The organism is Pseudomonas sp. 10B238 (assembly GCF_000970615.1).
Taxonomy (GTDB): domain Bacteria; phylum Pseudomonadota; class Gammaproteobacteria; order Pseudomonadales; family Pseudomonadaceae; genus Stutzerimonas.
Genome location: NZ_KQ033934.1, coordinates 55,554 through 82,358 on the forward strand (window position 1 = coordinate 55,554; position 26,805 = coordinate 82,358).

The window sequence follows — 26,805 nt, forward strand, 5'->3', positions numbered from 1 at the left end:
CCTGGTATCAGGCGTGTTGGGGTTCGAGGGTTTTGGAAAAGACAGACGCACCGTCGATATCGCGAAGGGTGACGCTCAGGGCGCCGCTGCGTGAATCGATCTCCACTTCACCGAAGAACTGAAAACCGGCGTAGGGCGATGCGTTGGCATAAGCGGGTGCTTTCTGGAACACCAGCTCGGGGCCAAAGGTGGCATCCAGCGGATTGGGGCCGAAGCTGCCCGCATTGAGGGGCCCGGCAACGAACTCCCAGAACGGATCGAAATCCTGAAATAGCGCGCGGTTTGGATGGTAGTGGTGGGCTGCGCAATAGTGAACGTCAGCAGTCAGCCAGACAGTGTTGCGCACGCGGTATTTGCGCAGGTAACCCAGCAGTTCGGCGATTTCCAGCTCGCGCCCGGCTGCCGGCCCGTCCTGTCCGTTGGCGATCGCCTCCCAGCGCGCCCTGCCGGCCGCGTCCTTACCGTCTGGTACGTGCAAGCCAATGGGCATGTCGGCTGCGATCACCTTCCAGGTGGCGCGTGAGCGGCGCAGCTCGCGCTTTAGCCAAGCCAGCTGTTCCCGGCCAAGGAAGGTCGTATCCGGCCCTTGCTCGGGTTGCAGATTGTGGGTGTTGGGGCCGCGATAGCTGCGCATGTCCAGCACGAACACGTCCAGCTGCGGGCCGTAGGCGATCTTGCGGTAGACACGGCCCGTCGCGTCGCGGCCGGTGATGCGCATCGGCGCATATTCGAGGAACGCCTGACGACCGCGACGTGCCAGCAGCTCGATGTCCTTGACCTGATAGCGCTCATCCAGCTCCTTGCCGGGCGACCAGTTGTTGGTGACTTCGTGGTCGTCCCACTGCCAGATCTGCGGCACTTCAGCGTTGAACTGACGCAGGTTGTGATCCAGCAGGTTGTAGCGGTAGTTGCCGCGGAACTCGTCCAGTGTTTCGGCCACTTTAGTCTTGGCCTCGGTGACGATGTTGCGCCAGAGGCGCCCATCCTCAGCGGTCACTTCAGCCTGGATCACGCCGTCGGCGTAGATGGCGTCGCCACTCTGAATGAAGAAGTCAGGATGGCGCTGGCGCATGGCTTCGTAGATGCGCATGCCGCCGAAGTCGGCATTGATGCCCCAGCCCTGGCCGCAGGTATCGCCGCCCCAGACGAAACGGATATCCCGCGCGCGCCTGGGTGCAGTGCGCAGATGGCCCATCCAGGGTTCGCTGCGGGCATGGTCGCGGGCGTCCTCGAAACTGGCGCGGTAGAAGATCGACTGATCCGACGGCAACCCACGCAGATCGATACGCGCGGTGAAGTCGAGTCGTTCATCCGTGACCGGCGAAACCATCCGCCGAGCGTTGTTAAAGCCACTGCTGGTATCCCACTCCACCACCAGCCGCGCCGGACGATCGCAGCGGCTCCAGATCACGGCACGGTCAGCCAGCACGTCACCGGACTGCACGCCATCGGTGATCCAGGGTCGCGCGGTGGGTGCTGCGATGATTGCAGGTGATACGCCGAGGGCTGGCAGCGCCAGGCCAGCACCGATGCCTTGAACGAGGCGGCGGCGTGTCTGGTCGAGTTCGGGTTTGGTTGATTCGGTCATGGTCGTCCCCTTCAACGGATGCTGGAAGAAGGGTTTAAGCGAGCCGCTTGACAGAACCGTGACGCCCGGACGAACGGTCGTCAATAAATCGTCTTTACTGCAGATCGCCGCCGTACGCGACTTAGTGAAAATCGTTAAGAGCAGACGAGTTCAACGATCGAGATACCGCCCACACTCAGCGCTTCGGCGATCGGTTATGTTCGCGGTATCAAGGCCAGGGGTTACACCATGAAGCGTTTTCTGTTCGTCTTTGCATTCATCACGTCCTCTGCTCAGGCAGGCGTGCTGATCAACAGCCCGTACTGGGTCGTTGGCCTGAGCTGCTCCAACAATCAGGAGTGCTATGCCGCCAGTAACGGTAGCTATACCGGTTCGTTGAATGGTGCACGGCGCTTCGACGACCAGGCACAGGCCGAGAAATTTTTAAACAGTCTGACGTCTAGCCTGCGGGACAAGTCGCCGCGTATTGAGCAACATACGGAACAGCACTGCGTGGAGCCCAGCCAGAATCGCAACTACACCGGGCGGCCCTGCTGAATGGCCGCTAGTACTGGCTGTTGGTGAGTACGATGGCTTTGCTATTGTCGCAGCCTGTCCAGCCCATCACCTCCGCACCGCGAGAGGCGATGGGCTGACCATTAGGCCCGATGCCCGACCGATCTAGTTCGCATCATCTTCCCCGAGCGTCCAGGCAATCACCGAATCGCCGATCTTCGTGCCGAACGAGCCGTGCCCGCCGGCCACCTGCACCACATACTGCTTACCGGTCTGCTCCGAGACGTAGGTCATCGGTGTGGCCTGGCCGCCCGCGGGTAGCCGCCCTTTCCACAGCTGCTTGCCGGTCTGCAGGTCATAGGCGCGCAAGTAGTAGTCCAGCGTGCCGCTCATGAAGGCGACGCCGCCTGCCGTCACGATCGGACCGCCCAATGCTGGTGTGCCCACCGGGAAAGGAATGCCCAGCGGCGCACTGTCGCGGCTGGTGCCGTTCTTATGCATCCAGACCTTCTTCATGGTGCGCAGGTCCACGGCGGTGACATAACCCCACGGCGGACTCTGGCAAGGCAGGCCCAGCACTGATAGCAGAGGCTTCAGACTGACCATGTAGGGCGCACCAAGGTTGGGTTGCAGGCCGGTTTCGCCGCCCCCGGTGCGCTCATTGGGATCGACCTCGCTGCGCTTGTACATCTTCGAGACGAACGCCAGGTAGTTCGGCGCGCCGAACAACAACTGCCGACTCGGATCGACCGCCACGGACGGCCAGTTGAAGGTTCCGACGTTGCCCGGATAGATCAGCGAGCCCTTTTCCGATGGCGGCGTGAAGTCGCCTTCATAGCGCAGCTTGCGGAACTGGATGCGGCACATCATCTGATCCAGCGGCGTGCCGCCCCACATGTCCTTCTCGTACAGCGGCTCCTGCGGCGCATAGGTCAACGCCGAGACCGGCTGAGTGGGCGCGGTGAAGTCACCGTAATCGGTGCCCTGCGGAACAGGCACTTCGGTCACCGGCACGATGGGCTCACCGGTGCGCCGATCGAGCACATAGAGATCGCCGCGCTTGGTCGCCTGAATGATGGCCGGCACCTTGCCTTCGGGCCGGTCGATATCGACCAGCGTCGGCTGGGAGGGCAGGTCGCGATCCCAGAGATCATGGTGGACGGTCTGGAATTCCCAGCGGACTTTGCCGGTCTCCAGGTCCAGCGCAATCAGGGTGTCGGTGAAACGCTCGGCCTGGGACGAGCGATCGATTGCCCACTGATCAGGGGTCTGGTTGCCGGAGGGGATGTAGACCAGGCCCAGCGCCTCGTCAGCGGTGGCCACAGTCCAGGAGTTCGGCGTGCTGCGCACGTAGGTTTCACCCGGTGGCAACGGTTCCGTGGCATCCGGGTTGCCTGGGTCGAAATTCCAGACCAGGCGGCCAGTTTTCACGTCGTAGGCACGAATCACGCCACCGGGTGAATCCACGGCGCCGTTATCGGTAACCGAACCGCCGATGATCACCAGCTTTTCGGTCACTACCGGCGGCGAGGTGGGCAAGTAGACCCCGAGCGCCCCTTCACCCAGGCGCAGCTTCAGGTCGACGACACCGGCGTTGCCGAAGTCTTCGCAGGGCTTGCCGTCTTCCACGTCGAGCGCGACCAACGTGGCATCGTTGGTCGGCAGGAACAGGCGACGCTCGCAACGCGCCGCCGATTGATCCGGCTGGCCGCTGGTCGAACCCGGCGAGGGATAGCGAGTGCCGTCGTGAAACGCCAGGCCGCGGCACGTCATGTGCTGGTAGTACTCGGCATCGCGGTTGATGCTCGGGTCGAAGCGCCAACGCTCTTCGCCGGTATCGGCGTCCAGGGCGATGGCGATGTTGTGAGGCGTGCAGATGAACAGGCTGTTGCCGACCTTGAGCGGGGTGACCTCGTAGGTGAACTCGCCGGGATCGTTTGGCCCCGGCAGATCACCCGTGTGGTATTCCCAGGCTTTCGTCAGCGTGCCCACGTTCTCGGGCGTGATCAGATCTGCCGTCGAATACCGGTCGCCCTGCTCTGATCCGCCGTAAGACGGCCATTCGCTGTTGGAGCGACCGGCCTGCCCTTGCGGATCGAGCCCCTGCATCTGCGCGTCGCTGAACTGGCCGTCGATCGAGTGGTAGTCCTGGGTCAACGAGTACCCTGCCATCAACGCCCCGGCCAGCAGGCCGAGCCCGAGCAAGCCACTGGCACCGTCGCGCCAGACCAGCCGGTCGCTCACGTAGCGGTTGACGAAGGGCAGGATCAGCCAGAGGCCGAGGATGCACCAGAGGTCGATCCGCGGCGCCAGCTGCCACCAGTCGAAGCGCACCTCATAGAGGGTCCACGCCAGGGTCGCCAGCAACAGCGCGGCATACAGCCAGATCGCCGCGCGGCGACGGGCAAACAGCAGGCCGGCCACTACCAGAAGACCGATGCCGGCCAGCAGGTAGTACCAGGAGCCGCCGAGCACAGCCAGGTACGCACCGCCGCCCGCCATCAGCGCGCCCAGCACCAGCACCACCACAGCGGTCAGGGTGATACGCAAGGGCCGAGGCCCATAATCGATACTCATGCAACACACTCCAAGCGGGACGTATTTATAAACAGGGAAAGCAAAAAGCCGGCGAAACTTCCTGTGACAAAGTTTCGTCCGGCTTTCAGTGGATACGCCGCGAAGGGCTTTAGTTCAGCGCTTGCGGCGTTGAACCTCAGGCCGCAGCGCCAACGGCAAGCGGCTGCGTCTCGGGCCGCTTGATCACCGCATAGACCACCCCGGTCACCAGGCTGCCGGCCAGAATCGCCAGCAGATAAAGCAATGCGTGATTGATGGCGTTGGGAATCAGCAGTACGAACAGCCCGCCATGCGGCGCCAGAAGCTTCGCGCCGAAGGCCATGGACAGCGCACCGGTCAGCGCACCGCCGGCGATGCTGGCCGGGATCACTCTCAGCGGGTCCTTGGCGGCGAAGGGAATCGCGCCTTCAGAGATAAAGCAGCAACCCAGCACCAGCGCCGCCTTGCCGGCTTCACGCTCGGTCTGTGCGAACTTGCGCCGTGCGATCAACGTGGCGATGCCCATGCCGATGGGCGGCACCATGCCCGCTGCCATGGTCGCCGCCATCGGCGCGTAGCTCTGCGACGCCAGCAAACCCACCGAAAAGGCATACGCCGCCTTGTTCACTGGCCCGCCCAGGTCGACGCACATCATGGTGCCCAGCAACAGCCCGAGCAGGATGGCGTTGGAGGTGCCCATGGTGTCGAGGAATTCGGTGAGCCCAGCGAGCATCTTCGCCACCGGCGTGCCGACCACGTAAATCATCACCAGTCCCGTCACCAGACTCGCCAACAACGGAATGATCAGGATCGGCTTGAGCGATTCGATACTGGCCGGCAAGGGAATCCAGCGACTGACCGCCTTGGCTGCATAACCGGCCACGAAGCCGGCAATGATGCCGCCGATAAAGCCCGCACCCAGGGTGCCCGCCAGCAGGCCACCAATCATCCCCGGCGCTAGACCCGGGCGGTCGGCGATGGAATAGGCGATGTAACCCGCCAGTAGCGGCACCATCAATTGGAAAGCCGTTTCGCCGCCGATCTTCATCAATGCGGCAGCCAGCGTGCCCTCCTCCTTGAAGGCCTCGATGCCGAATACGAACGACAGCGCGATCAGCAAACCACCGGCCACCACCATCGGCAGCATGTAGGACACGCCGGTGAGCAGGTGCTTGTAGACGCCAGTCTTCTCACCTTTCTGCTCACCACCTGCGCTCGTGGCGGCAACACCGCCGCTGAGTACCGCACCCTCTTCCAGCGCGCGATCCAGGGTGGCGTCGGGTTGTTTAAGGGCCACACCGGTGCCGCAGCGGAACACCCGCTTGCCGGCGAACCTAGCCACGTCCACCTCGATGTCCGCGGCCAGCAGGACCACATCGGCGTCTTCGATGGCCTGGGCTTCGAGCACATTGCGCGCACCCACCGAACCGCGGGTTTCCACCTGCAGGTCGTAACCCTTGCGGATGGCCGCTTGTTGCAAGGCTTCGGCGGCCATGAAGGTATGCGCGACCCCGGTCGGGCAGGCGGTGATGGCCACCAGCTTGGGCTTGCCGCTGGTCGGGGTAGCCTTGGCGTCATCTGCCTCTTGCAACTCGCTCGCCGTTTCGGCGGCGCTGCGCAGGAAGGCCTCGGGGTCGAGCAACGCTTCGGACGGCGTCGATTGCGCCACGCGCTTACCGACGAAGCGTTGCAGCGACAGCGGCCCCGTTTTCACCACAACCACGAGATCCGCATTGGCGATCTGCGCGTGCGTCAGCGGTGAGCCAATGGCCTTGGGGTCGTGGACTTCGACGGCCGTCGACCAACCCATACGATGGGCAGCCGCTTCGAGCAGGCGTGACGTCAGCACGCTGGTGACCATTCCGTTGGGGCAGGCCGTGACGATGAGAAGATTCATTCTTTCACCTCTTGTTCGATTTATTGGCTCAGCGGCTGGAGACGCACTGCGGCCTGGAGTTCGGCCAGCTGCGCCGTGTCGGTGATGCCGAAGCCGACCTGCCCGACCGCCTGAGCGGCGATGGCAGTGGCGTGAGTGAGTGTGCGTTCCGCTGGCCAGCCCTCGAGCAGCCCATGGAGCATGCCGGCCAGCAGCGAGTCCCCCGCCCCAACGGTGCTGACCACCCGGACCTTGGGCGGATAAGCGTGTAGCCCGGCACCGGGCGCGAACCAGCTCACGCCGTCGGCACCCTGGGAAACCACCACGTGCTCGATGCCCTCGACCTGCAGCCGCCGGGCCTCTTGGGCCAGCGCCTCGGGTTCGGCCAGCTCGATGTCACGCGCTTCGGCGAGCTCTTCCTCGTTGGGTTTGATCAGCCAGGGCGCGGTCGCCAGCCCCACACGCAGCGCTGCACCGCTAGTGTCCAGCGCGACCCGCGTTCCCATTTGCTTGAGCAGGCGTAGCAGCTCGACGAACCACTCGTCATTCACCCCCCGTGGAAGGCTGCCGGCGACCACGACCAGCTCATGGGCCGGCGCCAGCCGCTTGATGCGCTCCAGCAGTTCGCTGCGGTGTGCATCGCTGACTGCCAGTCCGGGCCCGTTGATATCGGTGACCTGCCCGTCGGCTTCAGCCAGTTTAATATTGCTGCGGGTGTCGCCCGCGACGCGGACGAACTCATCGGCAAATCCGCGTGCGGCGAACAACTGCTCGAAGGCTTGCGGATTGCCTTCGCCGAGAAAGCCGGTGACGGTTAGCTGATGGCCGAGATCGGCCAGCACTTGGGCCACATTGAGGCCCTTGCCGGCAGCATGAACCTCTAGGCTGTCGCTGCGGTTGACCTCGCCCACGCGCAGCGACGGCAGCCGCACGGTCAGATCCAGCGCCGGGTTCAGCGTGACGGTCAGAACGCGAGCCATCAGCAATGCTCCCCGACGAAGGCGCGTACTTCATGGGCACCCGGCAACATCAGCGCCTGCTTGGCCAGCTGCTGGCAGGCAGCGAAATCCAGCTCGCGCACCCGCGCTTTGACCAGCGCAATACTGCGCGCCGAGACGCTGAGTTCATCCACACCCAGGCCCACCAGCATCGGCACGGCGAGCGCATCAGCGGCCAGTTCGCCGCACACGCCGACCCACTTGCCATGGGCATGGGCCGCCTCGACGGTCATGCCGATCAAGCGCAACACGGCCGGATGCAGCCCATCAGCCTGGCCGGAAAGCGTCGGATGGCCGCGGTCGATGGCCAGTGTGTACTGAGTGAGGTCGTTGGTGCCGATACTGAAGAAGTCGACCTCCTGCGCCAGCACCGGCGCGATCAGCGCGGCGGACGGTATCTCGATCATGATGCCCACCTGAAGATCGGCCACCGGCAGCTCCACACGCAGGCGTTCGACCATGGCCTTGGCGGTGCGCCATTCGTCGATGTTGCCGACCATGGGGAACATGATCCGCAGCGGACGGCCATCGGCCGAGGCCAGCAAGGCGCGTAGCTGGGTTTCGAGGATGTCCGGGCGCTGCAGGCTCAGGCGAATCCCGCGCACGCCGAGGAAGGGATTCTCTTCGGCGGGCATCGGCCAGTACGGCAGCGGCTTGTCACCACCAACGTCGAGCGTGCGAACCACCAGCGGCCGGCCTTCGAGGGCTTCCAGCACGCGGCGGTACTCGGCCTCCTGAGTCGCCTGGTCCGGCGCCTGGGAATGGTTCATGAACACCAGTTCGGTGCGCAGCAAACCGATGCCTTCGGCACCCATCGCCACGGCCTCAGGGGTTTCGCCGGCTTCGCCGATGTTGGCGGCGATCTCCACCGGATGGCCATCCTGGGTGACTGCCGGCTCCATGCGGCGCTCGTCCGCTAGGCGTTTGCGCTCCTCTCGAGCCGCGCGTTCGCGCCTGGCCTGTTCCAGCTGCGCATCGGTTGGAGCGACTAGGAGTTCACCGCGCTCGCCGTCGAGCAACAGCAGGGTGTTGGGCGCCAACCCGAGCACGCCCGGCCCGGCACCAACGATGGCTGGAATCCCCAACGCCCGGGCGATGATGGCGCTGTGGGAAGTGGCGCCACCACCGGCGGTGAGGATGCCGGCGACGCGCTGGGCGTTGAGCGTGGCAACGTCCGAAGGCGCCACTTCGTCCATCACCAGAATGTAGGGTTCGTCCGGGGCCTGCTCGGCTTCGACGCCGGTCAGGCAGGCCAGCACGCGGCGACCCACGTCACGCAGGTCGGCGGCGCGCTCGGCCAGCAGTTTGTCGTGGAGGGATTCCTGCTGCTGCGCCGCGCTCTCGATCTCTTCCATCCAGGCCGCTTCGGCGCTCAAGCCCTTCTGCAGCCGCACCTGCACGTCTTCGCGCAGCGCCGGGTCACGCAGCATGGCCTGGTGAGTGGTGAAGATGTCGCGAATGCTAACGACCTGGCTTGCCTCGATTAGCGTGCCGATTTCGGCATGAACCTTGTCCAACGCAGCATCCAGCCGTTGCAATTCCGCCGCTGGCGATTCGCCGCGCTTGGGGTAGTCGATCACCTGCGGCTTGCGCACCAGCACCGGACCGATGGCGATGCCCGGCGAAGCAGCGATGCCGTTTACCTGATCGCCAGCGCGCAGAGCGGCCTGCTCGATGGCCGACTCATCGGGTTGCGTGGCGATGACGGGTTGCTCCGTCTCCCCAGCTGCCGGCAAGGGTTCGACCTCTTCGCCCAGCCCTTCTTCCACCGCGCGCACCAGCGCCGGCAGTGCATCGTTGGTAATGGAAGGCTCGGCAATGAACTCCAGCACCTGACCACGATGCGCGCCCATCGCCAGCAATTTGCTCAGGCTCTTGACCGACACCCCGGCGCTCTCGCTGCCGGCCAGGCGCACGCGGATCTCGCCATCGAAAGCTTGAGCCACTTCGGTCAGCGCCTTGGCCGGGCGCGCATGCAACCCATGGGCGTTGGCCAGCGGCACCTGAGCGCTGGGCCAATCTGCCGGCACCTCGCCGCCCAGCGCTTCGAGCACCACGCGGCTGGAAGTCGCCTGGCTCAGCTCCTGGCCGCGCCCTTCGATCAACAGATTGCACAGTCGCTCAAGCATGGCCTGATGCGCTTCGCCCAGGCTGGCCAGCACGAACAGGCCATTCAGCGGCTGGCCCAAATGCTCAAGGCTAGAGGTTGGCGTGACGAACGCGAGCCCCGGGCTTTGCACCGACTGCTCGCTACTGAGCCACCAGAGGCCATCGCCCAGCGGCAACGCCTGGCTCATCGGCAGGCTGGCATTGAAGCCAGGCTCCACGCATTGGGCGCGCTTGAGCAATTTGACACCTTGCCAGGCCAACTCGTCGAAATCATCGGCGGCGACGCCCAGGCCCACCAGTTCGCCGTCCAGCGCCAACGCCTGCGGCGCGCCCTGCAGCAGGTCGATGATGGCTTCGGGGCTTTCTGCCTTCTGCAGCGCCTCGCTCAGATCGCCCTCGCCCAACGCTCGGGTCAGCAGTTGCAGCAGCCGCAGATGTTCATCCGAGCGCGCCGCGATGCCGATGGCAAGGTACACCTGCTGACCATTGCCCCAATCGACGCCGGCCGGAAAATGCAGCAGCCGCACGCCAGTGGTGAACACCTGATCGCGGGTTTCCGGCGTGCCATGCGGAATCGCAAGGCCCTGACCGAGAAAGGTCGAGCCCTGCGCTTCGCGCGCGCGCAGCCCGTCGAGGTAACCCGGCGCGACCAGTCCGTCGGCGACCAGAACCTCGCCCAGCAGAGCCAGCGCCGCAGGCTTGTCCGCCGCGGCCTGATGCATGTGGATGTGCTGTGCATTCAACTCAAGCATGGAGAACTCCTGCGGGGCTCGCGATTGTTGTGGCCGACGGTTACGCCGGCTTTGCCCGAATCCTGGGCTGGCGCTTCAGACCGATACACTGCTGAAACGTTTCACCTAAGACTGGCACATTACGCAATATTGGGTAATTCTAGAAGCCCGAGTTCATACCACCCGTCTCAGGACCCTCTGTTGAAACTGACCGACATCGCCCGCCTCGCCAACGTTTCGGTAACCACTGCCAGCTACGTGCTCAACGGCAAGGCTGCGCAGCGCCGTATCAGCCCCGCCACGGTCGAGCGGGTGATGGCGGTGGCCGAACAGCAGGGCTTTCAGCTAGACCAGCAGGCAGCGGGCCTGCGCCGCGGGCAGTCGCGAACGCTGGGTTTGATCGTTCCGGATCTGGAAAACCCCAGCTACGCGCGCCTTGCCAAGCTGCTCGAACAGCGCGCACGGCAGCGCGGCTATCAGTTGCTGATCGCCGGGACCGACGACGAGCCGGACACCGAGCGTCAGGTCATCCAGCTGCTGCGCTCGCGACGTTGCGATGCGCTGATCGTCGCCAGCTGCCTATCCGCCGACGACCAGAGCTATCGAAAGGTGCAAGCGGCTGGCACGCCGGTGATCGCCCTCGACCGTGCGCTGGACGCCGGGCACTTCTGTTCGGTGGTGAGCGATGACTGCGAAGCGGCCGCCCTGCTCACCCGCTCGCTGGCAGTTCCGGCCGCCGCGCATATCGCCCTGATCAGTGCACGCCCCGCATTGCCCATCAGTCAGCAGCGCGAGGAAGGTTTTCGCCAGGCACTGTCGCGGCACACAGGGCAGGTCAGCGTCCTGCGCGCCGAACAGTTCAGCCGCGCCTGCGGACGCGAGCAGATGCTCGCCCTGCTCGACCGCGGCCCGCTGCCCGATGCCCTCATCACCACCGCCTACGTGTTGCTCGAAGGCGTCTTCGATGCGCTGCGCGAGCGCGATCTGCTCTGGCCGGAGCACCTGCGGCTGGCAACCTTTGGTGACGCGCAGCTGCTGGATTTCCTGCCGATCCGGGTCAACGCGATTTCCCAGCAGCACGAGCAGATCGCCGAGCAGGCGTTGGAGCAGGCTATCCGCGCCACCGAGCAAGGCGACTATCGCCCTGGGGTCATCGCTGTCGAGCGTGAGCTGAAGATTCGCCGGCTCTGATCAATCTGCCCCTTGCAGACGTTGTTTAGCTGAAGGAAGCTTGCGGCCTATCTGGCGACCGGACTCGCGAGGAAGCTCGACTGGCGCGACCTGCACGAGTTGCAGCGATTTTGTAGGAGCCAGCTTGCTGGCGATCAAAGCCGCCACGCCAGCCAAGTGCAGCCGTAGCCTGAAGAAGCTGATCGCGAGCAAGCTCGCTCCTACGAGCCCCTGCCGCGCCAGGCGCGAACGAGCTGTTGCCACCCGCTTCCGGCACACACTCAAAACAACGAGCCCGCTTTTCCAAATGAACATCGAACAGATCACCCAACGCCTGCATGCGATCCGCGACCAGAACGACTGGCAGCGCTTTCACAGCCCGAAAAACCTCGCCATGGCCGCCAGCGTGGAAATGGCCGAGCTGGTGGAAATCTTCCAATGGCAGACCGAGGACGAATCGCGCCAGCTGTCGGCCGACAAGCTCGCACACGCTGGCCAGGAAGTCGGCGACATCCTCATGTACCTGCTGCTGATGTGCAGCGAGCTGGGCATCGACATGGAACAGGCGCTGCTGGCGAAGCTTGCCGACAACGAGCGGCGGTTCGCCCGATGAGCGATCGGCATTTCGATGAGCTGGCGACGCGCTTCGCCGAAAAAATCTACGGCGGCGCCAAGGGTGCGATCCGACTCGCCGTGCTGCAGGCCGACCTGACTGAAATACTGCCAGAGCGCCCGCTACGGGTCCTGGACATCGGTGCAGGCCTCGGCCACATGAGCCTGTGGCTGGCGCAGCAGGGCCATCAGGTCACACTGTCGGAACCCGCCGAACCCATGCTGGAAGGCGCCCGCAAACAGTTTGCCGAAGCCGGCCAAAACGCAACGTTCATCCAGGCACCCTGGCAGGACGTCGAAAACCACGTCGAGGGCCGGTTCGATCTGGTGATCTGCCATGCGGTGCTGGAATGGCTGGCTGAGCCTCAGGCGATCCTGCCGGTGCTGCATCGCCTGGTTGCCGAGGACGGCTGGCTCTCGCTGGCCTTCTATAACCGCGACGCGCTGATCTACCGCAACCTGCTCAAAGGCCATTTCAAGAAGCTGCGCACTCAGACCTATGCCGGCGAGCGCCAGAGCCTGACACCGCAACAGCCGCTCGACCCGCGCGAGCTGGCTGCGCAACTCGCGCCGCACTGGCGGGTCGAATCAACCAGTGGCGTGCGCGTCTTCCATGACTACATGCCCGCCGATTTCCAGGCCCGCACCGAGCCTGCCGACCTCATCGAGATGGAACTGGCCTACCGCCGCCATCCCAGCTTCGCCGGCCTCGGGCGTTACCTGCACTGGTTATGTCGGCCGCTTTGAGCCGACCGGGAGGTACCGATGTCGATCCGCCCTGCACTGCCCCTGCTCTGTTCGCTGCTCGGCTTGAGCCTCGCGGCTTGCCAGAGCAGCAACCCGTACACCAACGAGTCCGCGCCTATCCCTCCTGCCCCGCCTATCGAACGTATCCAGTCGCCGACTTACCCGGCAGCACCGCAGGATTTTTCCAGCTACCAGAACTGGAGCTGGCGCAACCCACCGGCTGGCACAGCTTCGCTGGGCACCGAGGAGCTGCAGGAAATGATCTCCGGCGCGCTCGACCAACGCGGCTTGCGGCCTGCGCCAACGGGCGCCAAGGGCGACGTGCAGATCAGCGCCAGCGCGCAGATGGAGACGCGCGTGCGCCAGGTCTACGATGACTATGGTCCCCGAGTAGGCGTCGGTGCCGGGCGCTACGGCGGCTACGGCCCGGGCTACAACACAGGCTACGGCATTGGCGGCAGCACCCCGGTGGTCCGCAACTATGAAGAGGAAGTGATGACGGTGCGCATCGAGATGATCGACAGCGCCTCCGGCCAGACCGTTTGGAGCAATCGCGCCGAGGCCCGCAGTGGCGGTGATCAGGCCGAGCGCAAGGACGCCGCACGAGCCGCCGTGAACCGCGCGCTTGCTGATTACCCACCGCGCTGAGCCCACGCACTTAACGCAAGGAGAACCCCGATGTTCCGTTCATTGCTGATGCTGCCTCTGCTGCTGATGCTGGCCGCCTGTCAGAGCACCCAAGTGCAACGCGATTTCGATCCGCAGCGTGATTTTTCCGCCTATCGGACCTGGAGCTGGAAAGAGCCCGCCCTGCAGTACCGACCAGACGATCCCCGCATCAAAAGCGACCTGACCGAGCAACGCATCCGCAGCGCCGTCAGCGAGCAGCTGGACCAACGCGGCCTACGCCAGGCAGGGTCAGGCGCACAACCGGATCTCTTGGTGCAGGCCTGGTTTCTCGTCGATGAGCGCAGCCAGCAATACACCACCTCATCGATCAGTGGCTGGGGCGGCCCATGGCATGGGTTCTGGGGCGGGCCGGTGATGACTGACACCCGCACCATTCACTATCAGGTCGGCACCCTACAGCTGGATATGTATGACGCTGACGACGGCAAACTGGTCTGGCGCGGCAGTGCCGAACAGGTTCTGCGCGACGACCCGGGGAGTCCTCAGGAACGGGCCGGGATGTTTCGTGAAACCGTCAATAAGGTTCTCTCGCAATACCCGCCGCGCTAGCATTGTCGGCTCGCTCTGAACAACGCCCGCCGCCTCGGCGGGCTTTCTTTTGCTCTGGAGGAAATCTGCATGCCCGTCGCAGCCTGGTGGCTTCTCGTTCTGCCTTTTATCGCCGGGGCTTTCCTGCCGCTACAGGCCGGCATCAACGGGCAGGTGGCCAAGCACTTTGGCAGCGTCATGAGCGCCGCGATGCTGTCCTTCGCAGTGGGCACCGTGGCGCTGATCTGCGTGGTGCTGTTCCAGCGGGACATGCCGGGCATCCAGGCACTGCGGGGCCTGAACTGGTATCACTGGTGTGCTGGATTGCTAGGAATGTTCTTCATTGCCACCGCCGCCTTCGCCGGCCCGCGTATCGGTGCGCTGCTGTTCATGGCCTTGGTATTGGCCGGCCAGCTGGGGATGGCGCTGCTGCTCGATCACTTCGGCTGGGCGGGCTTTCGCCAGGCGTCGATCAGCCTGGGCAAGCTAGGGGGATTGCTGCTGATTTTCGCAGGCGTCTGGATGATCCGCCGCGGCTGATCGCGGTTCGGCTACTTCCGCTCGAAGGCGTAGAACAGATTGGGTTCGCTGACCAGATACAGATCGCCACGCTCGTCAAAGGTCATGCCTTCGGCCTGAGGCACGCTCTTGTCGAGACCGGCAAAGCCGCTCCACAACGAGCGGAAGCTGACCAGCTCACCCTCACCGTCGAGCTCAAGCATCATTTTCGCTTCATCGCTCAGCAGCACCAGATGACCGGTGCGCTCGTCGTAGTGCACCGAGGCAAGGTCGCTGGCCATGTCCTTGTCCTCGATCCACGCCTCACGATCAATGACCTTGAGGTTCAGTTGCCCGCTGAGGCTGGCCTTGATGCCTTGGATCTCATAGAGCTTGCGTGGTGAGTGTTCTTTCACCGCAAACAGTCGATCGCCCGCGCGGTCGTAGCCCAACCCCTCGAAACCCGAGTTGTCCGATGCGCCCATGGACAGCGAGACTGCCGCGTAATCCTCACGCACCAGCTCACCGGGCTGCGAGGGAACCGGGAGGATCACGATCGTTTGGCTGCGCTCCTCGGCAACTGCCAGCAGGTTGTCGCCCAGGTAGGTAACGGCCTCGACGTCGACGAACCCCTTCAAGGGATAGCGAGCGATGAATTCACCGTTGAGATCCATCGCGACGAGCTCCTCCGGGTTGTTCACCACGGCCCAGAGCTGATTGCGCTGCTCATCGAAGGTCAAGCCGGAAAGGTTGTTACCGACGGTCGCCACCGGCTTAGCCTCGACACGCACCTGGTACTCGGGCAACCAGAGGCTGCGCGTCTGGAGACTGCTCTCCTGCCAAGCCGATTGCAGCGAATAGAACACCCGCTCATCGAGGTGAAAGGTGGCAGCTGTGTGCAGCAGACCTGCAGCCAGCATTCCCAACGCCCAGACCTGCGGGCGAACCTCGGGCAACCAACGCGGGCGGGTACTGGTAACAATCGGCATCGTCTTTTCTCGTTAGGCCGCTACTGGCGAGATAGCCTGATCGCGAAGGGTTGCATTTGCGTGACGGTGCACGCGATGGCGACGATCAGCCTGCTACTGACCCATCGCCGTGGCTGCGGTTCAATCGCAACGCCGGGAACTGCCAGACGGATTGGCAGCCCAATGGACCAGGGAACGGCTGCGCTTGCGGCCGCGGATCGTTTGGCAGGAGTGCAGCATGCAGGTGGAAAGCTTTTTCGAATGGTTGGGCCAGGCGCTCGGCACCGTAATTCGTTACATCGTCGATGCGCTCAGCGGCTTTTTCGGGCTGTTCGCCGATGCCGGCGCCAACTTTCTCGAGGGCCTGTCGCGGACCCTCGGCATGGATCGTTCACTGATCAGCCTCATTGCACTGGCCATCGGCCTGATGTTGCTGGTCGGCGCGTTTCGCGCGTTCTTCCGCCGCTCGATCATCGCTGGGGTGATCTATCTGTTCCTCGGGCTCTGGCTGCTGAGCTGGCTGATCCACTGAGCCATTCGTAGCGCCCTACTCCACCGACAACCCGACCGAGCACGGCACCAGCGCCATCGCTCGGCTGCGCTCCGAACCATCGCGACGTATCATGCCCGGCTGTTCTGGAGCCCTTCATGTCACGGTTATTGACCGCCTGGCAGCACGCCCCCACTCATAAACGGGTCTGGGCGCTGGCTGCGCCGATGATTCTGTCCAACCTCTCCGTGCCACTGGTGGCGTTGGTCGACAGCGCGGTGATCGGCCACCTGCCGCACGCGCATCAGCTCGCGTCGGTTGCGGTAGGCGGCAGCCTCTATAGCCTACTGGTCTGGGTGATGGGTTTTCTGCGCATGGGCACCACCGGCTTTGCTGCTCAGGCCGCCGGACGTCAGGACGGCGGCGCGCTGCGTCAGGTGCTGCTGCAGGGCTTGCTATTGGCGCTGGGCTTTGCGCTGCTGTTGAGCCTGTTTGCGAGGCCGCTGAAAGGTTACGCGCTGCAGCTTATGCAGCCCTCTGCCGAACTCGACGCGCTCACCCAAGCCTATTTTCATACCCGCCTGTTCGGCCTGCCCGCCGCGCTGGCGAGCATGGCGCTGATTGGCTGGTTTCTCGGCACCCAGAATGCGCGCGCGCCATTGGCGATTCTGTTGACGACAAATCTGATCAACGTTGCGCTGGATCTGTGGTTCGTCATCGGCCTGGAGTGGGGCGTGGCCGGCGCAGCCCGCGCCTCGGTCATTGCCGAATGGAGCGGTGTGCTGGTCGGCCTGGCGCTGACCCGAGGCGCGCTATTGCGTTACGCCGGACGCCTGGACCGTCAGGCGCTGCGCCTGTGGGCCAGTTGGCGCCCGCTGATGTCCGTCAACCGCGACATTTTCCTTCGTTCGCTGGCGCTGCAGCTGGTGTTCTTCCTGGTCACGGTCCAAGGGACGCGGCTGGGTGACGCCACGGTAGCGGCCAATGCCCTGCTGCTGAACGGTTTGATGCTCACGGCGCATGCACTCGATGGTCTCGCCCACGCGGTCGAAGCATTGAGCGGGCATGCGATCGGCGCCCAGAGCCGCACCGAGCTGCGCCGGATTCTGACTGTTGCCGGCGGCTGGTCATTGCTGGCGAGTCTGGCCTTCGGGCTGTTCTTCCTGCTGGGCGGCGAGCTGTTCGTCAGCCTGCAGACCGACATTCCTTCGGTGCGCGAAACCGCCGCCGTCTATTTGCCCTATCTCGCCGCGCTGCCCCTGGTCGCCGTCTGGAGCTATCTGCTGGACGGCTTGTTCATCGGTGCCACCCGTGCGCGGGAAATGCGAAACGCCATGCTGCTTGCCGTTCTGATTTCGCTACCATTGGGCTGGCTGTTGCGTGGGATGGGCAATCACGGCTTGTGGCTGGCCTTTCTCGCCTTCATGCTCCTGCGCGGCGTCTGCTTAGGCAGCATCGCCAGGCGGCTGCAACGCCAGGGGCAATGGTTCGCCTCGACCCATGCGGCGGCAGCTGTCACCGCCGCACCGCAGCAACCCTAACCAAAGGACCTTCAGAAAATGGCCTATGCCGTCGCCGCCTACCTGCACTTCGTGGCGATCTTCCTGCTCTTCTCCCTGCTGGTGCTCGAGCACCAGCTGTTCCGCCTGCCGCTGAATTTCAAACGCGCCCGCAGCCTGTTTCGCGTTGATCTGGCCTTCGGCATCGCCGCCGGGTTCGTCCTGGTCACCGGCGCAGCGCGGGCGATGCGCTATGGCAAGGGGCTGGACTATTACCTCAACAACAGCTTCTTCCACGCCAAGGTCGGGCTGTTCGTCATCGTTGCCCTGTTGTCGATCTATCCGACCGTGACCTTCCTCAAATGGCGTCCGGCGCTGAAGGCGGGCCAGGTCCCATCGATCAGTCCAACCACTGGGCGCTGGGTGAAGACAGTGATCCGCATCGAGCTGCTCGCCCTGCTGCTGCTTCCTCTGCTGGCGGCACTGATGGCGCGCGGGCTTGGGGTAATTCCGCAGTAAAACGGCGCGCTCTTGGGCCTGGGCAATCCAGGCTTGTGGACTGATCCCGCGCGAAGCCCATTTCCAAAGGCTTGCACGCTCTTCGAAAACGATTCCAGACCTCGATTGTCGACTACAGACCGCGGCGCAGCAGTCCATAAGTCCGCATCACCAGACGGAGCCGAGCCGATGACCGATCGCCTGACCGTAACGCCCCTACCCTTCGACCCCGCTTTCGAGCAGGTGCCAGACGACGAAGCCGAGACCATCTCCGGCCTGATCCAGGCCATGCGCGAGATCACCGAGACGACCTTTGCCGACAGCGGCCATGCTGTTCGCAGCGTGCACGCCAAGAGCCACGGCCTGCTGCAGGGCGAAATCGAAATCCTGCCTGACCTACCGCCAGAACTGGCCCAGGGGGCTTTTGCGAAGCCAGGGAAGATGCCGGTGGTGATGCGTTATTCGACCAATCCGGGCGACATCCTTGATGACAAGGTTTCCACTCCGCGCGGGCTGGCGATCAAGCTCATCGGCGTTGAAGGCGAACGCCTGCCGAATGCGGACGGCCAGGTCACCCAGGATTTCGTCATGGTCAACGCGCCGGCGTTCCTGGCGCCGACACCCAAGGACTTTCTCAAGTCGGTGAAGTTGATCGCCAAGACTACCGACCGAGCGCCCCGCGCCAAGCAGGCGCTGTCTGCCGCGCTGCGCGGTGCCGAGAGTCTGGTGGAAAAGGCCGGCGGCGAAAGTGCGACGCTCAAGGGCATGGGCGGTCATCCCACCACCAACCTGCTCGGGGAGACCTATTACAGCGTGGTTCCGCTGCTCTATGGCCGTTACTTCGCCAAGCTCTCGGTGGTGCCTGTTTCGCCGGAATTGACGGCGCTGACCGATCAGAACGTCGACCTCAAGGACAAGCCGAACGGGTTGCGCGAGGCGATCAACGACCATTTCGCTCAGCACGGCGGGACCTGGGAGCTACGTGTGCAGCTGGCCACTGACATCGAGAAAATGCCCATCGAGGACGCCAGCGTGGTCTGGCCGGAAGATGCCAGCCCTTACGTCACGGTTGCGCGGATCAACGTCCAGCCGCAATCGGCCTGGAGCGAAGCCCGCGCAGCGGTGGTGGATGACCAGATGTCCTTCAGCCCCTGGCATGGACTGGCGGCCCATCGACCGCTCGGCGGCATCATGCGCTCGCGCAAGCCGGCCTATGAGATGTCATCCGAGTTCCGTGCTCGTCACAACGGCTGCCCGATGCATGAGCCAAAAACACTGGACCGGCTACCGAGCTGACCCACCGAGCTGTAAGGCACGACGCCCCGGCATGCTTGCCGGGGCGTTTTCACATCAGCGCCAGATGTTGTTGTTGATCTTGGCTTTCAGTTCCGGGTAGTCCGCGGCCTTGAACGTAGGCACCTCGCCCGCCTTGATCTGTGCCATATAGTCCTTGGTCAGTTTCACCACCGTGCCGGAGAGCAGCGTGATTGCGATCAGGTTGATCGTCGCCATCAGCCCCATGGACGCATCCGCCGCGTTGAACACGGTCGTGACTGCCTCGTAAGCGCCCCAGATCACCATTCCCAATGCCGCCAGGCGCAGCAGAGTCAGGCCGAGTTTGTTACCCGCACCCAGGAAGATCAGCGCGTTCTCCGCATAGGCGTAGTTGGCGACAATCGAGGTAAAGGCGAAAAACAGAATGGCGATGGCGATGAAGTAGGTCCCTGCCACGCCGATGTGGCTTTCCATCGCCTGCTGGGTGAGTTGCGTGCCGGTCACACCCGAACCGGGCTCCAGAACGCCCGACAGAAGAATCATCACCGCGGTAGCGGTGCAGATAACGATGGTGTCGATGAACACGCCCATCGCCTGCACCAGCCCCTGGGAAGACGGATGATGCGGCGCTGGGGTCGCCGTCGCCGCCACGTTGGGCGCCGAGCCCATGCCTGCCTCGTTGGAGAACAAGCCGCGCTTGATGCCATTGAGCATCGCCGCGGTCACCGAGCCGGCGACACCACCGGCGGCTTCTTCGAGGCCAAAGGCGCTGCGGACGATGGTCATCAGCACGCCTGGCACCTCGGTGAGGTTCATCAGCAACACGATCAGTGCCATTAACACATAAAGGCCCGCCATCAGCGGCACCACGAGTTCGGCGAAGCGCGCTATGGAGCGTAGCCCGCCGAAGATCACCAGCCCGGCGAGGATGGCGATGGCAATGCCAACCCAGAGTTTCGGGACACCAAACGCGCCCTCCATGGCATCGGCAATGGAGTTGGCCTGCACCGCGTTGAACACCAGTCCGAACGAGATGATCAGCGCCACGGAAAACACGCCGCCCGCCCATGGCGCCTTCAAACCCTTGGCAATGTAGAACGCCGGGCCGCCCCGATACTGGCCCTCCCCGTCGCGCACCTTGTACAGCTGTGCGAGTGAGCTTTCCGCATAGGCCGTGGCCATGCCCACCAGCGCCACCATCCACATCCAGAAGATTGCCCCGGCACCGCCCAGGTAAAGCGCAACGGCTACCCCGGCCAGGTTGCCAGTGCCAACCCGCGACGCGAGGCTGGTACACAACGCCTGGAACGGTGAGATACCTGACGAATCGCTTTGCCGCGCGCCTCTGATCGCCCGAACCATCTCGCCGAAATGCAGAAACTGCAGGAAGCCCAGGCGGATGGTGAAGAACACACCCACCGCAAGCAGCCCATAGATAAGAACGTAGCCCCAGAAGATGGTGTTGAGAAAGTCGACGATGGGAGTCATGAAGGCGCCTTTTCGTGAGAAACGTTAAGGGTACGGCTTACTCTAGTCGCTACGCTGGGCAGCACCAGCCAGAGCGCTTCGAGCAGCCTGGACGCAAAGTCGGAACCGACTCGCCCGCGAGGGTTCAATCGGAACGGCAAAGCCTGTCATCCAGATTGCTACCGCACTGCCCTGGCCCCCAGTTGCAACTGGCGTTATGGTCGGCACACATCCATCCAGGGACGAATCATGGCCACCAAGCCCAGCAACGCCCGTCAGCAGATCCATCTTGCGGTTCTTATCGACGCCGATAACGCCCCCGCCGCGATTGTCGAAGGCCTGTTCGAGGAAATCGCCAAATACGGCGTCGCCAGCGTCAAGCGCATCTACGGCGACTGGACCAAGCCCAACCTCGGCAGCTGGAAGAAGGTACTGCTCGACTATTCGATCCAGCCGATTCAGCAGTTCGCCTATACCTCCGGTAAGAACGCCACCGATAGCTCGTTGATCATCGACGCGATGGACCTGCTCTACACGCGCCGCTTCGACGGCTTCTGCCTGGTCTCGAGCGACAGCGACTTCACGCGTCTGGCCGCACGAATCCGCGAAGAAGGCCTGACCGTCTACGGCTTTGGCGAACAAAAAACCCCATCGCCCTTCGTTTCAGCCTGCGACAAGTTCATCTACACCGAAATTCTTCGCGCCGACGCGCCCAAGACCTCTCAGGAACCCCCAAACAATGGGGACAAGACGACCGCGCCGGAGCCTGCAGAAAAGTCCGAAGACGAGGTCAAAACCGCCGACAAAGGCGGCCAGGTCAAAGCGCAAAAGGCTCCGGTGGAGTTCATCGCCAAGGTTCTTAGCGACATTGCCGATGACGAGGATGACTGGGTGCAGCTCGGCGAGCTCGGCTCCAACATCAGCAAACTGCGTCCCGCCTTCGACCCGCGGCTGTATGGCTTCAAGAAACTCAGCGATCTGATCAAATCGCATTCCAAACGCTTCGAGCTGGAGGCCAGAGGCACCACCTCCACCGGCGGGAAAGCGCTTTATGCGCGCAATCTGAAGCCACAGAAGTAGCGCTCAACCGCTGGTTGCGAAGCACCGGTCAAGCAAATCGGAGAGCAGACCGAACCCTCACCCCTCGAACCCTTCTAAGCAGTCATCGACTCGAGGAGGTTTCCATGACCAAGGCACTGCTCACGACCCTAGGCTTAGCCCTTTGCGCACCTGTTGCGTTTGCCCAGACACCCAAGCCCGAAGTGATTACCCACCTGAACGGCCTGGATATTGAAGTCAGCGCCATGGGCGTGCCGACCTCGACCACCGAGGCGGGTGGCGAGCTGGTCGGAATACGTGCGGTGAAGGTGAGGAACAATACCGGTGACACCGTGACCTGCGAATTCCACGTGCCCGAGGATGCACGTGCCGACACCTCCGCCCCGCCCGTTTTCACCGTAAGCCCCAACACTCAGCGGGTAGAGCGGGTGCCAGGCGAGTACTCGCCGGACCAGCCTTTCGCCGAGCTGACTTGCCGTGGCGCCTCGCAAAGCATCGGAACGCCAACAGTCGTACCGTCCAGCGAGCCTGGAGCCGAGCCTACTGACGACACCCAACCCGATACCGAATCGTCGACGATGACCGGCACCGAAACGCCAGCCGACTCGACTCGGTCCCGCGAAGGCGCCAGCCGGGATCGTTGATTTGAGGATGGCCATTGCGATGCGCCGGGCATGAGTGGCGCATCCTCGCGGCAAATCAGTGCTCGGGGGGAAGCCTCGATAACACGAGGCTGATCGACCGAGCGCCCTCTGGCCCTCCCTCGTAGGCTGCCGAACTCCCGTCATTCGACGCGCAACGTTGCTCGCTGATATCTGGGCTGTTCGTCCTGTCCGCGCAGCATGCCGACTTGCTCGCGCGCTGTTAATCATCCGAGCCGGCCGGGTTCGCTCGCTTCCCTACCGGCTCCCTTATTGTCCGCGTCGACAAGACCTGCTCAGCAACATTGCCGGGTTGAGCGGCACGGCAATGGCTATCGAAAACGCCAAACCGACCCAATTAGGCATCCAGCCAAAAGACTCAATTGATAATAGTTATCAACATCTATAGCATCTGCGCCCCTCTGCTCGAAGCCTTCAAAAAGGAACTGCCGCAATGCGTCGACTTCTCGTGCCTGTGCTGTCGCTACAGGCGCTCGCCGCCACCGCTTACGCTGCCGAACAAACGGGATCTACCGGGGCCCCCATCGCCCTCGAACAAATGGAGATCACCGCCTCGCAAGCCGAACGCGCCGACGGCCCAGTGGACGGCTATCGCGCTACGCGCTCGGCCAGCGCAACGCGTACCGACACGCCCATCCATGAAATCCCGCAGTCGATCAGCGTCGTCCCTGGGCAGGTGGTAGAAGACATCGGTGCCACCCGTCTCGAGGATGCACTGGACTATGCCGGCGGCGTCGAGCGCGGCAACAACTTCGGCGGCCAGGGCCTGACCGAATTCCTGGTACGCGGCTTCAGCTCCCAGGAGTTCTACCGCAACGGCTTCGCCATCAACCGTGGCTACCCCAACATGCCGGACGCCGCCACTATCGAACGAATCGAGGTCCTGCGTGGCCCGGCTTCGATGCTGTATGGCCGTGGCGACCCGGGCGGCACCTTCAACATTGTCAGCAAGCAACCGCAGGCCAAGCAGCGGACCGTGCTGGGCACTCAATTCAATACCGAGGGGCTGCGCCGCGGCACGCTGGACACCACCGGCGCACTGGACGAGCAGGCCGAATTCACCTATCGCCTCAACCTGGTGGCCGAAGGCGCTGACAGCTTTCGCGATCATGTCGAAAGCGAACGCTACAACGTTGCCCCAGTGCTGCGCTGGGACCTCAGCGACGCCACCGCGATCATTCTGGAAGGTGACTACCTCCACAACCGTCACCCGCTCGACCGCGGCGTGACGCGCTACGCCGGCCAGCAAGGCCAGCTGCCACGTGATCGCTTCCTCGGGGAAGAAAGCGCCGGCAAGTTCACGAACGAAAACGCCATGACCCAGCTGCGCATCGAGCACCTGCTGGATGATCAGTGGACGCTGCGCGGCGGCGTGCAATACCTCGACGGCAGCCTGGAGGGTGGCGCCGTGGAGAACAACGCCCTGGCCGCTGACGGCCGCACCGTGGGGCGCAATTACAGCGAACGACGGCTGGAATGGAACGATACGGCCGTTCAGGCCAACCTCGAAGGCCGCTTCAGCGCTCTGGGCTTCATGCATACCCTGCTGACCGGCATCGAGTACGACGACTTTAACTACAACTCCCGCATCGACCGTTCCGCAGGTGGCGTAGGCTCCTTCCCGATCGACATGTACGAGCCGGTCTATGGCCAGCCGCTGCCCCCCATTCTCGGCCCCAACTACTGGGACGACGAAGACCTGAAGTCCTATGCCTTCTATATGCAGGATCAGGTCGAGCTGACCGACCGATTCACCCTGCAACTGGGCGCCCGCCTGGAACGCTTCGAGCAGAATTACACCAACAAGCTGTCGGCTGCTGGCAGCTGGGATCAGGCGCATAACGCCGTCTCGCCGCGCATCGGTGCAATCTACGACCTTACCGAAGCACTGGCCGTCTACGCCAACGCTTCCCGCTCATTCAAGCCCAACCGTGGCGCCGACCGCAGCAGCCAGGCGTTCGACCCGGAAGAAGGCGTCGCCTACGAGACTGGCATCAAGTACGACCTGCCCGAACACAACCTGAGCGTGACGGCCGCGCTGTTCCACATCACCAAGGAAAACGTGCTGACGGCTGATCCGGCAAACGTTGGCTCCCAGGCCTTCCAGGTGGCTGCAGGCGAGGTCCGCAGCCGCGGCTTCGACCTCAGCGTTGCCGGCAACATCACCCCGCAATGGCGCGTGATCGGCGGCTATGCCTACGTTGACGCTGAAGTCACTGAAAGCAACAGCGCCGCCGTGCCGGTGGGCAGCCGCCTGGCCAACGTGCCAGAGCATAGCTTCAACCTGCTCGACACCTACGAGTTCGACAACGGTGCGCTGGACGGGCTGGGCCTTGGGGTTGGCGTGAAGTACGTCAGTTCACGCAAGGGCAGCACCTCGAACACTGCCTACGACATGGGCGCCTACACCGTGGTCGATCTGCTGGCCTACTACCCGCTCACCGACCGCATTCGCCTCAACCTCAACCTCGACAACGTCTTCGACGAGGAATACGAAGAGCGCGCGTGGAACATCTGGGCCTACCCGGGCGCCCCACGCACCCTGCAGGCTGGGGTATCAATCGAGATCTAGCGCCTATTGGTGCAATGCCCTGGGTTGATGGCTTGCCATCGCCCAGGGCGCGGTATTACCCACCGTTACAGCTCATTCATTTTCAAAAATGACACGGGCCCGTCCTAGCGATCCTAGGCGGTTCGCCCTTTCGCGACCGTACCTGGCGGCCGATAGCCGGACCAGCGCATCCCTCTGCGCATACCGCAAACTTACAAACGATCCAACGGACTCAAAACCGCCAAGCCGCCCCGGTTTAGTACGTGGGTGTAGACCATGGTTGTCTTCACGTCTGCATGGCCCAACAACTCCTGCACAGTGCGAATATCTTGTCCGCTTTCCAACAGATGAGTTGCGAAGCTATGCCGCAACGTAGGCGCGATAAATCGACGTCCTTGACTCTGAGCCGTACCCCTTCCAGCAACCGCAGACCGCCACCATATAACCGTCGTGCTATCAACCCGACGTCGTTATCCAGATGGCTGAGAATCCTTTGCACTTCGTCGATAGAGAGCACCACCGGCAGACGAGCGGGCTTTTTTGCACGCACCACTTCGCCAAGCCAGGGTAGCTCCTGCTTGAGTACTTGCTTATAAAGAAACAACAACGCAGCCAGCGCCTGATTCTGCGTTGAAGCGGATACATCACGGCGCACAGCCAAATCCGAAAGAAACGCCTCAACTTCAGCTGCGCCCATTTCAAGCGGATGTCGATATTTGTGAAATCGGATATAGCGCTTCACCCACTCGCAATAGACACGTTCAGTTCTGATCGAGTAGTGTTTCAGCCGGATCTGGTCCCGGACCTGATCGAGCAATCGCGGCCTTCCATCCATGGTGTATAACTCCCTTATACAGTCACCGTCCTTCGGAAACGCCCAGCCTAGACAAGGAGCACCGCGATGACAAGGAATGTTATACACCACGCCCGTCCGGCGTCTTATACACCAAATGGTGTCTAATTATAGTTAGCTTTCAAATCAAAATTACAATGAAGTTATAGCATGAATGACGAAGCAATCAGAGATAAACTGGAAGAGAAAAATAAAGATGAACTAAAGTTGCTCGCCAAAAATTTGAGAATTACAGGCTATAGTAATTTAAATAAAATTGAGCTCGTAAATTTTATTTTAAAATCTGACATCAAGAAGCTGGAGCAGGAAATTTATCCATCTTGGTGGCACACGTATCACAACCACGTCTATGGCGTTGTCACTGTATTAGCTCTAGTGCTTTCAGTGATCTTTTATTTTATTCCATTAACTAAAAACGAAGACCCATACTTAGAGGGAGCTAGACGTGCTATTAACGTGGTAGAAAATCCTGTTGGCTTTAGAGATTACTCGTCAATGGACCAACTAAAGCGCGAGAAAATATTTAATATACACAGCGGCCAAAGAGTAACCTGGGAAGGGTATATTTCTTCATTTGTTGGTTTCACACCAGGTGCATTAGGACAGTTCCCATTTGAGAAAGTTATTGGCATCAAATTAACGCCACTCAGAGAATCAAACAATAGCCTAGTAGCTTATTTTGTTTTCGAACCTGTTCTTCCTACAGACTCAGGTTATGAGCTTATGTCTCAACTCTACCTACTTAGTAAAGACCAAAGAGTAAGGATGAATGGGTTGCTAGGAGGCACTTTCGCAGAGCCAGTACTGAAAGACGCTTGGATCGAAAGTGCATTTCCACTGAACGAATAAAAGCTAACAAGGCGCTGAAGTCGCTCGTTTCACTCG

The 26,805-nt window shown here is 62.6% G+C and carries 22 protein-coding genes and 2 pseudogenes; 15 read left to right on the top strand and 9 right to left on the bottom strand.

Translation table 11 applies throughout. The annotated features are described in order from the left end of the window. Positions 1 to 7: 7 nt before the first annotated feature. The gene (locus tag RT21_RS13295) at positions 8 to 1,588 is read right to left on the bottom strand and encodes an alkaline phosphatase D family protein (protein WP_046163102.1); all 1,581 of its coding nucleotides are present in this window, start codon (positions 1,586 to 1,588) and stop codon (positions 8 to 10) included. Positions 1,589 to 1,816: 228 nt separating this feature from the next. Between RT21_RS13295 and RT21_RS13300 the strand changes: the two genes are divergently transcribed. Beyond that, positions 1,817 to 2,125: a hypothetical protein gene (locus RT21_RS13300; RefSeq protein WP_046163103.1), complete on the top strand. Its 309-nt coding sequence runs from the start codon at positions 1,817 to 1,819 to the stop codon at positions 2,123 to 2,125. A 123-nt stretch (positions 2,126 to 2,248) separates the two neighbouring features. On the opposite strand, the gene RT21_RS13305 is transcribed toward RT21_RS13300, so the two are convergent. The 4 genes from RT21_RS13305 to ptsP all read right to left on the bottom strand — a co-directional run bounded on the left by RT21_RS13305 (position 2,249) and on the right by ptsP (position 10,374). Next, positions 2,249 to 4,660 carry a membrane-bound PQQ-dependent dehydrogenase, glucose/quinate/shikimate family gene (locus RT21_RS13305; protein WP_046163104.1) on the bottom strand — a complete coding sequence of 804 codons (2,412 nt, stop codon included), beginning with the start codon at positions 4,658 to 4,660 and terminating at the stop codon, positions 2,249 to 2,251. A gap of 136 nt (positions 4,661 to 4,796) precedes the next feature. Beyond that, the gene (locus tag RT21_RS13310) at positions 4,797 to 6,536 is read right to left on the bottom strand and encodes a PTS fructose-like transporter subunit IIB (RefSeq protein WP_046163105.1); all 1,740 of its coding nucleotides are present in this window, start codon (positions 6,534 to 6,536) and stop codon (positions 4,797 to 4,799) included. A 20-nt stretch (positions 6,537 to 6,556) separates the two neighbouring features. After that, the gene (pfkB, locus tag RT21_RS13315; RefSeq protein WP_046163106.1) at positions 6,557 to 7,495 is read right to left on the bottom strand and encodes a 1-phosphofructokinase; all 939 of its coding nucleotides are present in this window, start codon (positions 7,493 to 7,495) and stop codon (positions 6,557 to 6,559) included. Further along, positions 7,495 to 10,374 carry a phosphoenolpyruvate--protein phosphotransferase gene (gene ptsP, locus RT21_RS13320; RefSeq protein ID WP_046163107.1) on the bottom strand — a complete coding sequence of 960 codons (2,880 nt, stop codon included), beginning with the start codon at positions 10,372 to 10,374 and terminating at the stop codon, positions 7,495 to 7,497. Before ptsP ends, pfkB begins: the two co-directional genes overlap by 1 nt. A 180-nt stretch (positions 10,375 to 10,554) precedes the next feature. Here ptsP and cra point away from each other — a divergent pair, with 180 nt between their 5' ends. Next, a complete protein-coding gene (gene cra, locus RT21_RS13325) occupies positions 10,555 to 11,544 on the top strand; it encodes a catabolite repressor/activator (RefSeq protein ID WP_046163108.1) in 990 nt (329 codons plus the stop codon). On the opposite strand, the gene RT21_RS13330 is transcribed toward cra, so the two are convergent. Continuing rightward, positions 11,545 to 11,736, bottom strand: a complete 192-nt coding sequence (locus RT21_RS13330; protein ID WP_046163109.1) for a hypothetical protein — start codon at positions 11,734 to 11,736, stop codon at positions 11,545 to 11,547. A 94-nt stretch (positions 11,737 to 11,830) separates the two neighbouring features. Between RT21_RS13330 and RT21_RS13335 the strand changes: the two genes are divergently transcribed. From RT21_RS13335 to RT21_RS13355, 5 genes are all read left to right on the top strand, one after another. Beyond that, a complete protein-coding gene (locus RT21_RS13335) occupies positions 11,831 to 12,136 on the top strand; it encodes a nucleotide pyrophosphohydrolase (protein WP_046163110.1) in 306 nt (101 codons plus the stop codon). After that, a complete protein-coding gene (locus RT21_RS13340; RefSeq protein WP_046163111.1) occupies positions 12,133 to 12,882 on the top strand; it encodes a methyltransferase domain-containing protein in 750 nt (249 codons plus the stop codon). The genes RT21_RS13335 and RT21_RS13340 overlap by 4 nt, the downstream gene beginning before the upstream one ends. Before the next feature lie 18 nt (positions 12,883 to 12,900). After that, the gene (locus tag RT21_RS13345) at positions 12,901 to 13,530 is read left to right on the top strand and encodes a DUF4136 domain-containing protein (RefSeq protein WP_046163112.1); all 630 of its coding nucleotides are present in this window, start codon (positions 12,901 to 12,903) and stop codon (positions 13,528 to 13,530) included. 30 nt (positions 13,531 to 13,560) lie between these two features. Next, complete coding sequence (locus RT21_RS13350) at positions 13,561 to 14,121, top strand: DUF4136 domain-containing protein (protein WP_046163113.1); 561 nt, start codon at positions 13,561 to 13,563, stop codon at positions 14,119 to 14,121. A 69-nt stretch (positions 14,122 to 14,190) separates the two neighbouring features. Continuing rightward, positions 14,191 to 14,640, top strand: coding sequence for a DMT family transporter (locus RT21_RS13355; RefSeq protein ID WP_046163114.1), 450 nt, complete (start codon positions 14,191 to 14,193; stop codon positions 14,638 to 14,640). A gap of 11 nt (positions 14,641 to 14,651) precedes the next feature. On the opposite strand, the gene RT21_RS13360 is transcribed toward RT21_RS13355, so the two are convergent. After that, complete coding sequence (locus tag RT21_RS13360; RefSeq protein WP_046163115.1) at positions 14,652 to 15,587, bottom strand: SdiA-regulated domain-containing protein; 936 nt, start codon at positions 15,585 to 15,587, stop codon at positions 14,652 to 14,654. Between the two features lie 217 nt (positions 15,588 to 15,804). Between RT21_RS13360 and RT21_RS13365 the strand changes: the two genes are divergently transcribed. The 4 genes from RT21_RS13365 to RT21_RS13380 all read left to right on the top strand — a co-directional run bounded on the left by RT21_RS13365 (position 15,805) and on the right by RT21_RS13380 (position 19,349). Then, a complete protein-coding gene (locus RT21_RS13365) occupies positions 15,805 to 16,098 on the top strand; it encodes a hypothetical protein (RefSeq protein WP_045424622.1) in 294 nt (97 codons plus the stop codon). Positions 16,099 to 16,214: 116 nt separating this feature from the next. Next, the gene (locus RT21_RS13370; RefSeq protein WP_046163116.1) at positions 16,215 to 17,597 is read left to right on the top strand and encodes an MATE family efflux transporter; all 1,383 of its coding nucleotides are present in this window, start codon (positions 16,215 to 16,217) and stop codon (positions 17,595 to 17,597) included. Between the two features lie 18 nt (positions 17,598 to 17,615). After that, positions 17,616 to 18,074 (top strand): DUF2214 family protein, encoded by a 459-nt coding sequence (locus RT21_RS13375; RefSeq protein WP_046163117.1) that lies wholly within the window; start codon positions 17,616 to 17,618, stop codon positions 18,072 to 18,074. 168 nt (positions 18,075 to 18,242) lie between these two features. Beyond that, positions 18,243 to 19,349, top strand: coding sequence for a catalase family protein (locus tag RT21_RS13380; RefSeq protein ID WP_046163118.1), 1,107 nt, complete (start codon positions 18,243 to 18,245; stop codon positions 19,347 to 19,349). A 54-nt stretch (positions 19,350 to 19,403) separates the two neighbouring features. Here the strand turns inward: RT21_RS13380 and RT21_RS13385 are convergent, their stop codons facing one another. Beyond that, the gene (locus RT21_RS13385) at positions 19,404 to 20,816 is read right to left on the bottom strand and encodes an alanine/glycine:cation symporter family protein (RefSeq protein ID WP_046163119.1); all 1,413 of its coding nucleotides are present in this window, start codon (positions 20,814 to 20,816) and stop codon (positions 19,404 to 19,406) included. Positions 20,817 to 21,044: 228 nt separating this feature from the next. Here RT21_RS13385 and RT21_RS13390 point away from each other — a divergent pair, with 228 nt between their 5' ends. The 3 genes and pseudogenes from RT21_RS13390 (at position 21,045) to RT21_RS13400 (ending at position 25,088) form a co-directional block, all read left to right on the top strand. Further along, a complete protein-coding gene (locus RT21_RS13390; protein WP_046163120.1) occupies positions 21,045 to 21,875 on the top strand; it encodes an NYN domain-containing protein in 831 nt (276 codons plus the stop codon). A 104-nt stretch (positions 21,876 to 21,979) separates the two neighbouring features. Further along, positions 21,980 to 22,348: pseudogene (locus RT21_RS13395) on the top strand (hypothetical protein); the annotation flags it as partial. Positions 22,349 to 22,949: 601 nt separating this feature from the next. Next, on the top strand, positions 22,950 to 25,088 hold the full coding sequence (locus RT21_RS13400; protein ID WP_046163122.1) for a TonB-dependent siderophore receptor: 2,139 nt from the start codon (positions 22,950 to 22,952) through the stop codon (positions 25,086 to 25,088). Between the two features lie 191 nt (positions 25,089 to 25,279). Here the strand turns inward: RT21_RS13400 and RT21_RS24450 are convergent. Next, positions 25,280 to 25,902: pseudogene (locus tag RT21_RS24450) on the bottom strand (phage integrase N-terminal SAM-like domain-containing protein). A 168-nt stretch (positions 25,903 to 26,070) separates the two neighbouring features. On the opposite strand from RT21_RS24450, the gene RT21_RS13410 reads away from it, so the two are divergent. After that, positions 26,071 to 26,769, top strand: coding sequence for a Rho termination factor N-terminal domain-containing protein (locus tag RT21_RS13410; RefSeq protein WP_046163123.1), 699 nt, complete (start codon positions 26,071 to 26,073; stop codon positions 26,767 to 26,769). Positions 26,770 to 26,805 lie beyond the last annotated feature (36 nt).

Excerpts from the sequence above, each read along its gene's own strand:
- RT21_RS13295 (WP_046163102.1), bottom strand. The coding sequence starts at position 1,588 with ATGACCGAATCAACCAAACCCGAACTCGACCAGACACGCCGCCGCCTC.
- RT21_RS13300 (WP_046163103.1), top strand. The coding sequence starts at position 1,817 with ATGAAGCGTTTTCTGTTCGTCTTTGCATTCATCACGTCCTCTGCTCAG.
- RT21_RS13305 (WP_046163104.1), bottom strand. The coding sequence starts at position 4,660 with ATGAGTATCGATTATGGGCCTCGGCCCTTGCGTATCACCCTGACCGCT.
- RT21_RS13310 (WP_046163105.1), bottom strand. The coding sequence starts at position 6,536 with ATGAATCTTCTCATCGTCACGGCCTGCCCCAACGGAATGGTCACCAGC.
- pfkB (WP_046163106.1), bottom strand. The coding sequence starts at position 7,495 with ATGGCTCGCGTTCTGACCGTCACGCTGAACCCGGCGCTGGATCTGACC.
- ptsP (WP_046163107.1), bottom strand. The coding sequence starts at position 10,374 with ATGCTTGAGTTGAATGCACAGCACATCCACATGCATCAGGCCGCGGCG.
- RT21_RS13335 (WP_046163110.1), top strand. The coding sequence starts at position 11,831 with ATGAACATCGAACAGATCACCCAACGCCTGCATGCGATCCGCGACCAG.
- RT21_RS13340 (WP_046163111.1), top strand. The coding sequence starts at position 12,133 with ATGAGCGATCGGCATTTCGATGAGCTGGCGACGCGCTTCGCCGAAAAA.
- RT21_RS13345 (WP_046163112.1), top strand. The coding sequence starts at position 12,901 with ATGTCGATCCGCCCTGCACTGCCCCTGCTCTGTTCGCTGCTCGGCTTG.
- RT21_RS13350 (WP_046163113.1), top strand. The coding sequence starts at position 13,561 with ATGTTCCGTTCATTGCTGATGCTGCCTCTGCTGCTGATGCTGGCCGCC.
- RT21_RS13355 (WP_046163114.1), top strand. The coding sequence starts at position 14,191 with ATGCCCGTCGCAGCCTGGTGGCTTCTCGTTCTGCCTTTTATCGCCGGG.
- RT21_RS13360 (WP_046163115.1), bottom strand. The coding sequence starts at position 15,587 with ATGCCGATTGTTACCAGTACCCGCCCGCGTTGGTTGCCCGAGGTTCGC.
- RT21_RS13365 (WP_045424622.1), top strand. The coding sequence starts at position 15,805 with ATGCAGGTGGAAAGCTTTTTCGAATGGTTGGGCCAGGCGCTCGGCACC.
- RT21_RS13370 (WP_046163116.1), top strand. The coding sequence starts at position 16,215 with ATGTCACGGTTATTGACCGCCTGGCAGCACGCCCCCACTCATAAACGG.
- RT21_RS13375 (WP_046163117.1), top strand. The coding sequence starts at position 17,616 with ATGGCCTATGCCGTCGCCGCCTACCTGCACTTCGTGGCGATCTTCCTG.
- RT21_RS13380 (WP_046163118.1), top strand. The coding sequence starts at position 18,243 with ATGACCGATCGCCTGACCGTAACGCCCCTACCCTTCGACCCCGCTTTC.
- RT21_RS13385 (WP_046163119.1), bottom strand. The coding sequence starts at position 20,816 with ATGACTCCCATCGTCGACTTTCTCAACACCATCTTCTGGGGCTACGTT.
- RT21_RS13390 (WP_046163120.1), top strand. The coding sequence starts at position 21,045 with ATGGCCACCAAGCCCAGCAACGCCCGTCAGCAGATCCATCTTGCGGTT.
- RT21_RS13400 (WP_046163122.1), top strand. The coding sequence starts at position 22,950 with ATGCGTCGACTTCTCGTGCCTGTGCTGTCGCTACAGGCGCTCGCCGCC.
- RT21_RS13410 (WP_046163123.1), top strand. The coding sequence starts at position 26,071 with ATGAATGACGAAGCAATCAGAGATAAACTGGAAGAGAAAAATAAAGAT.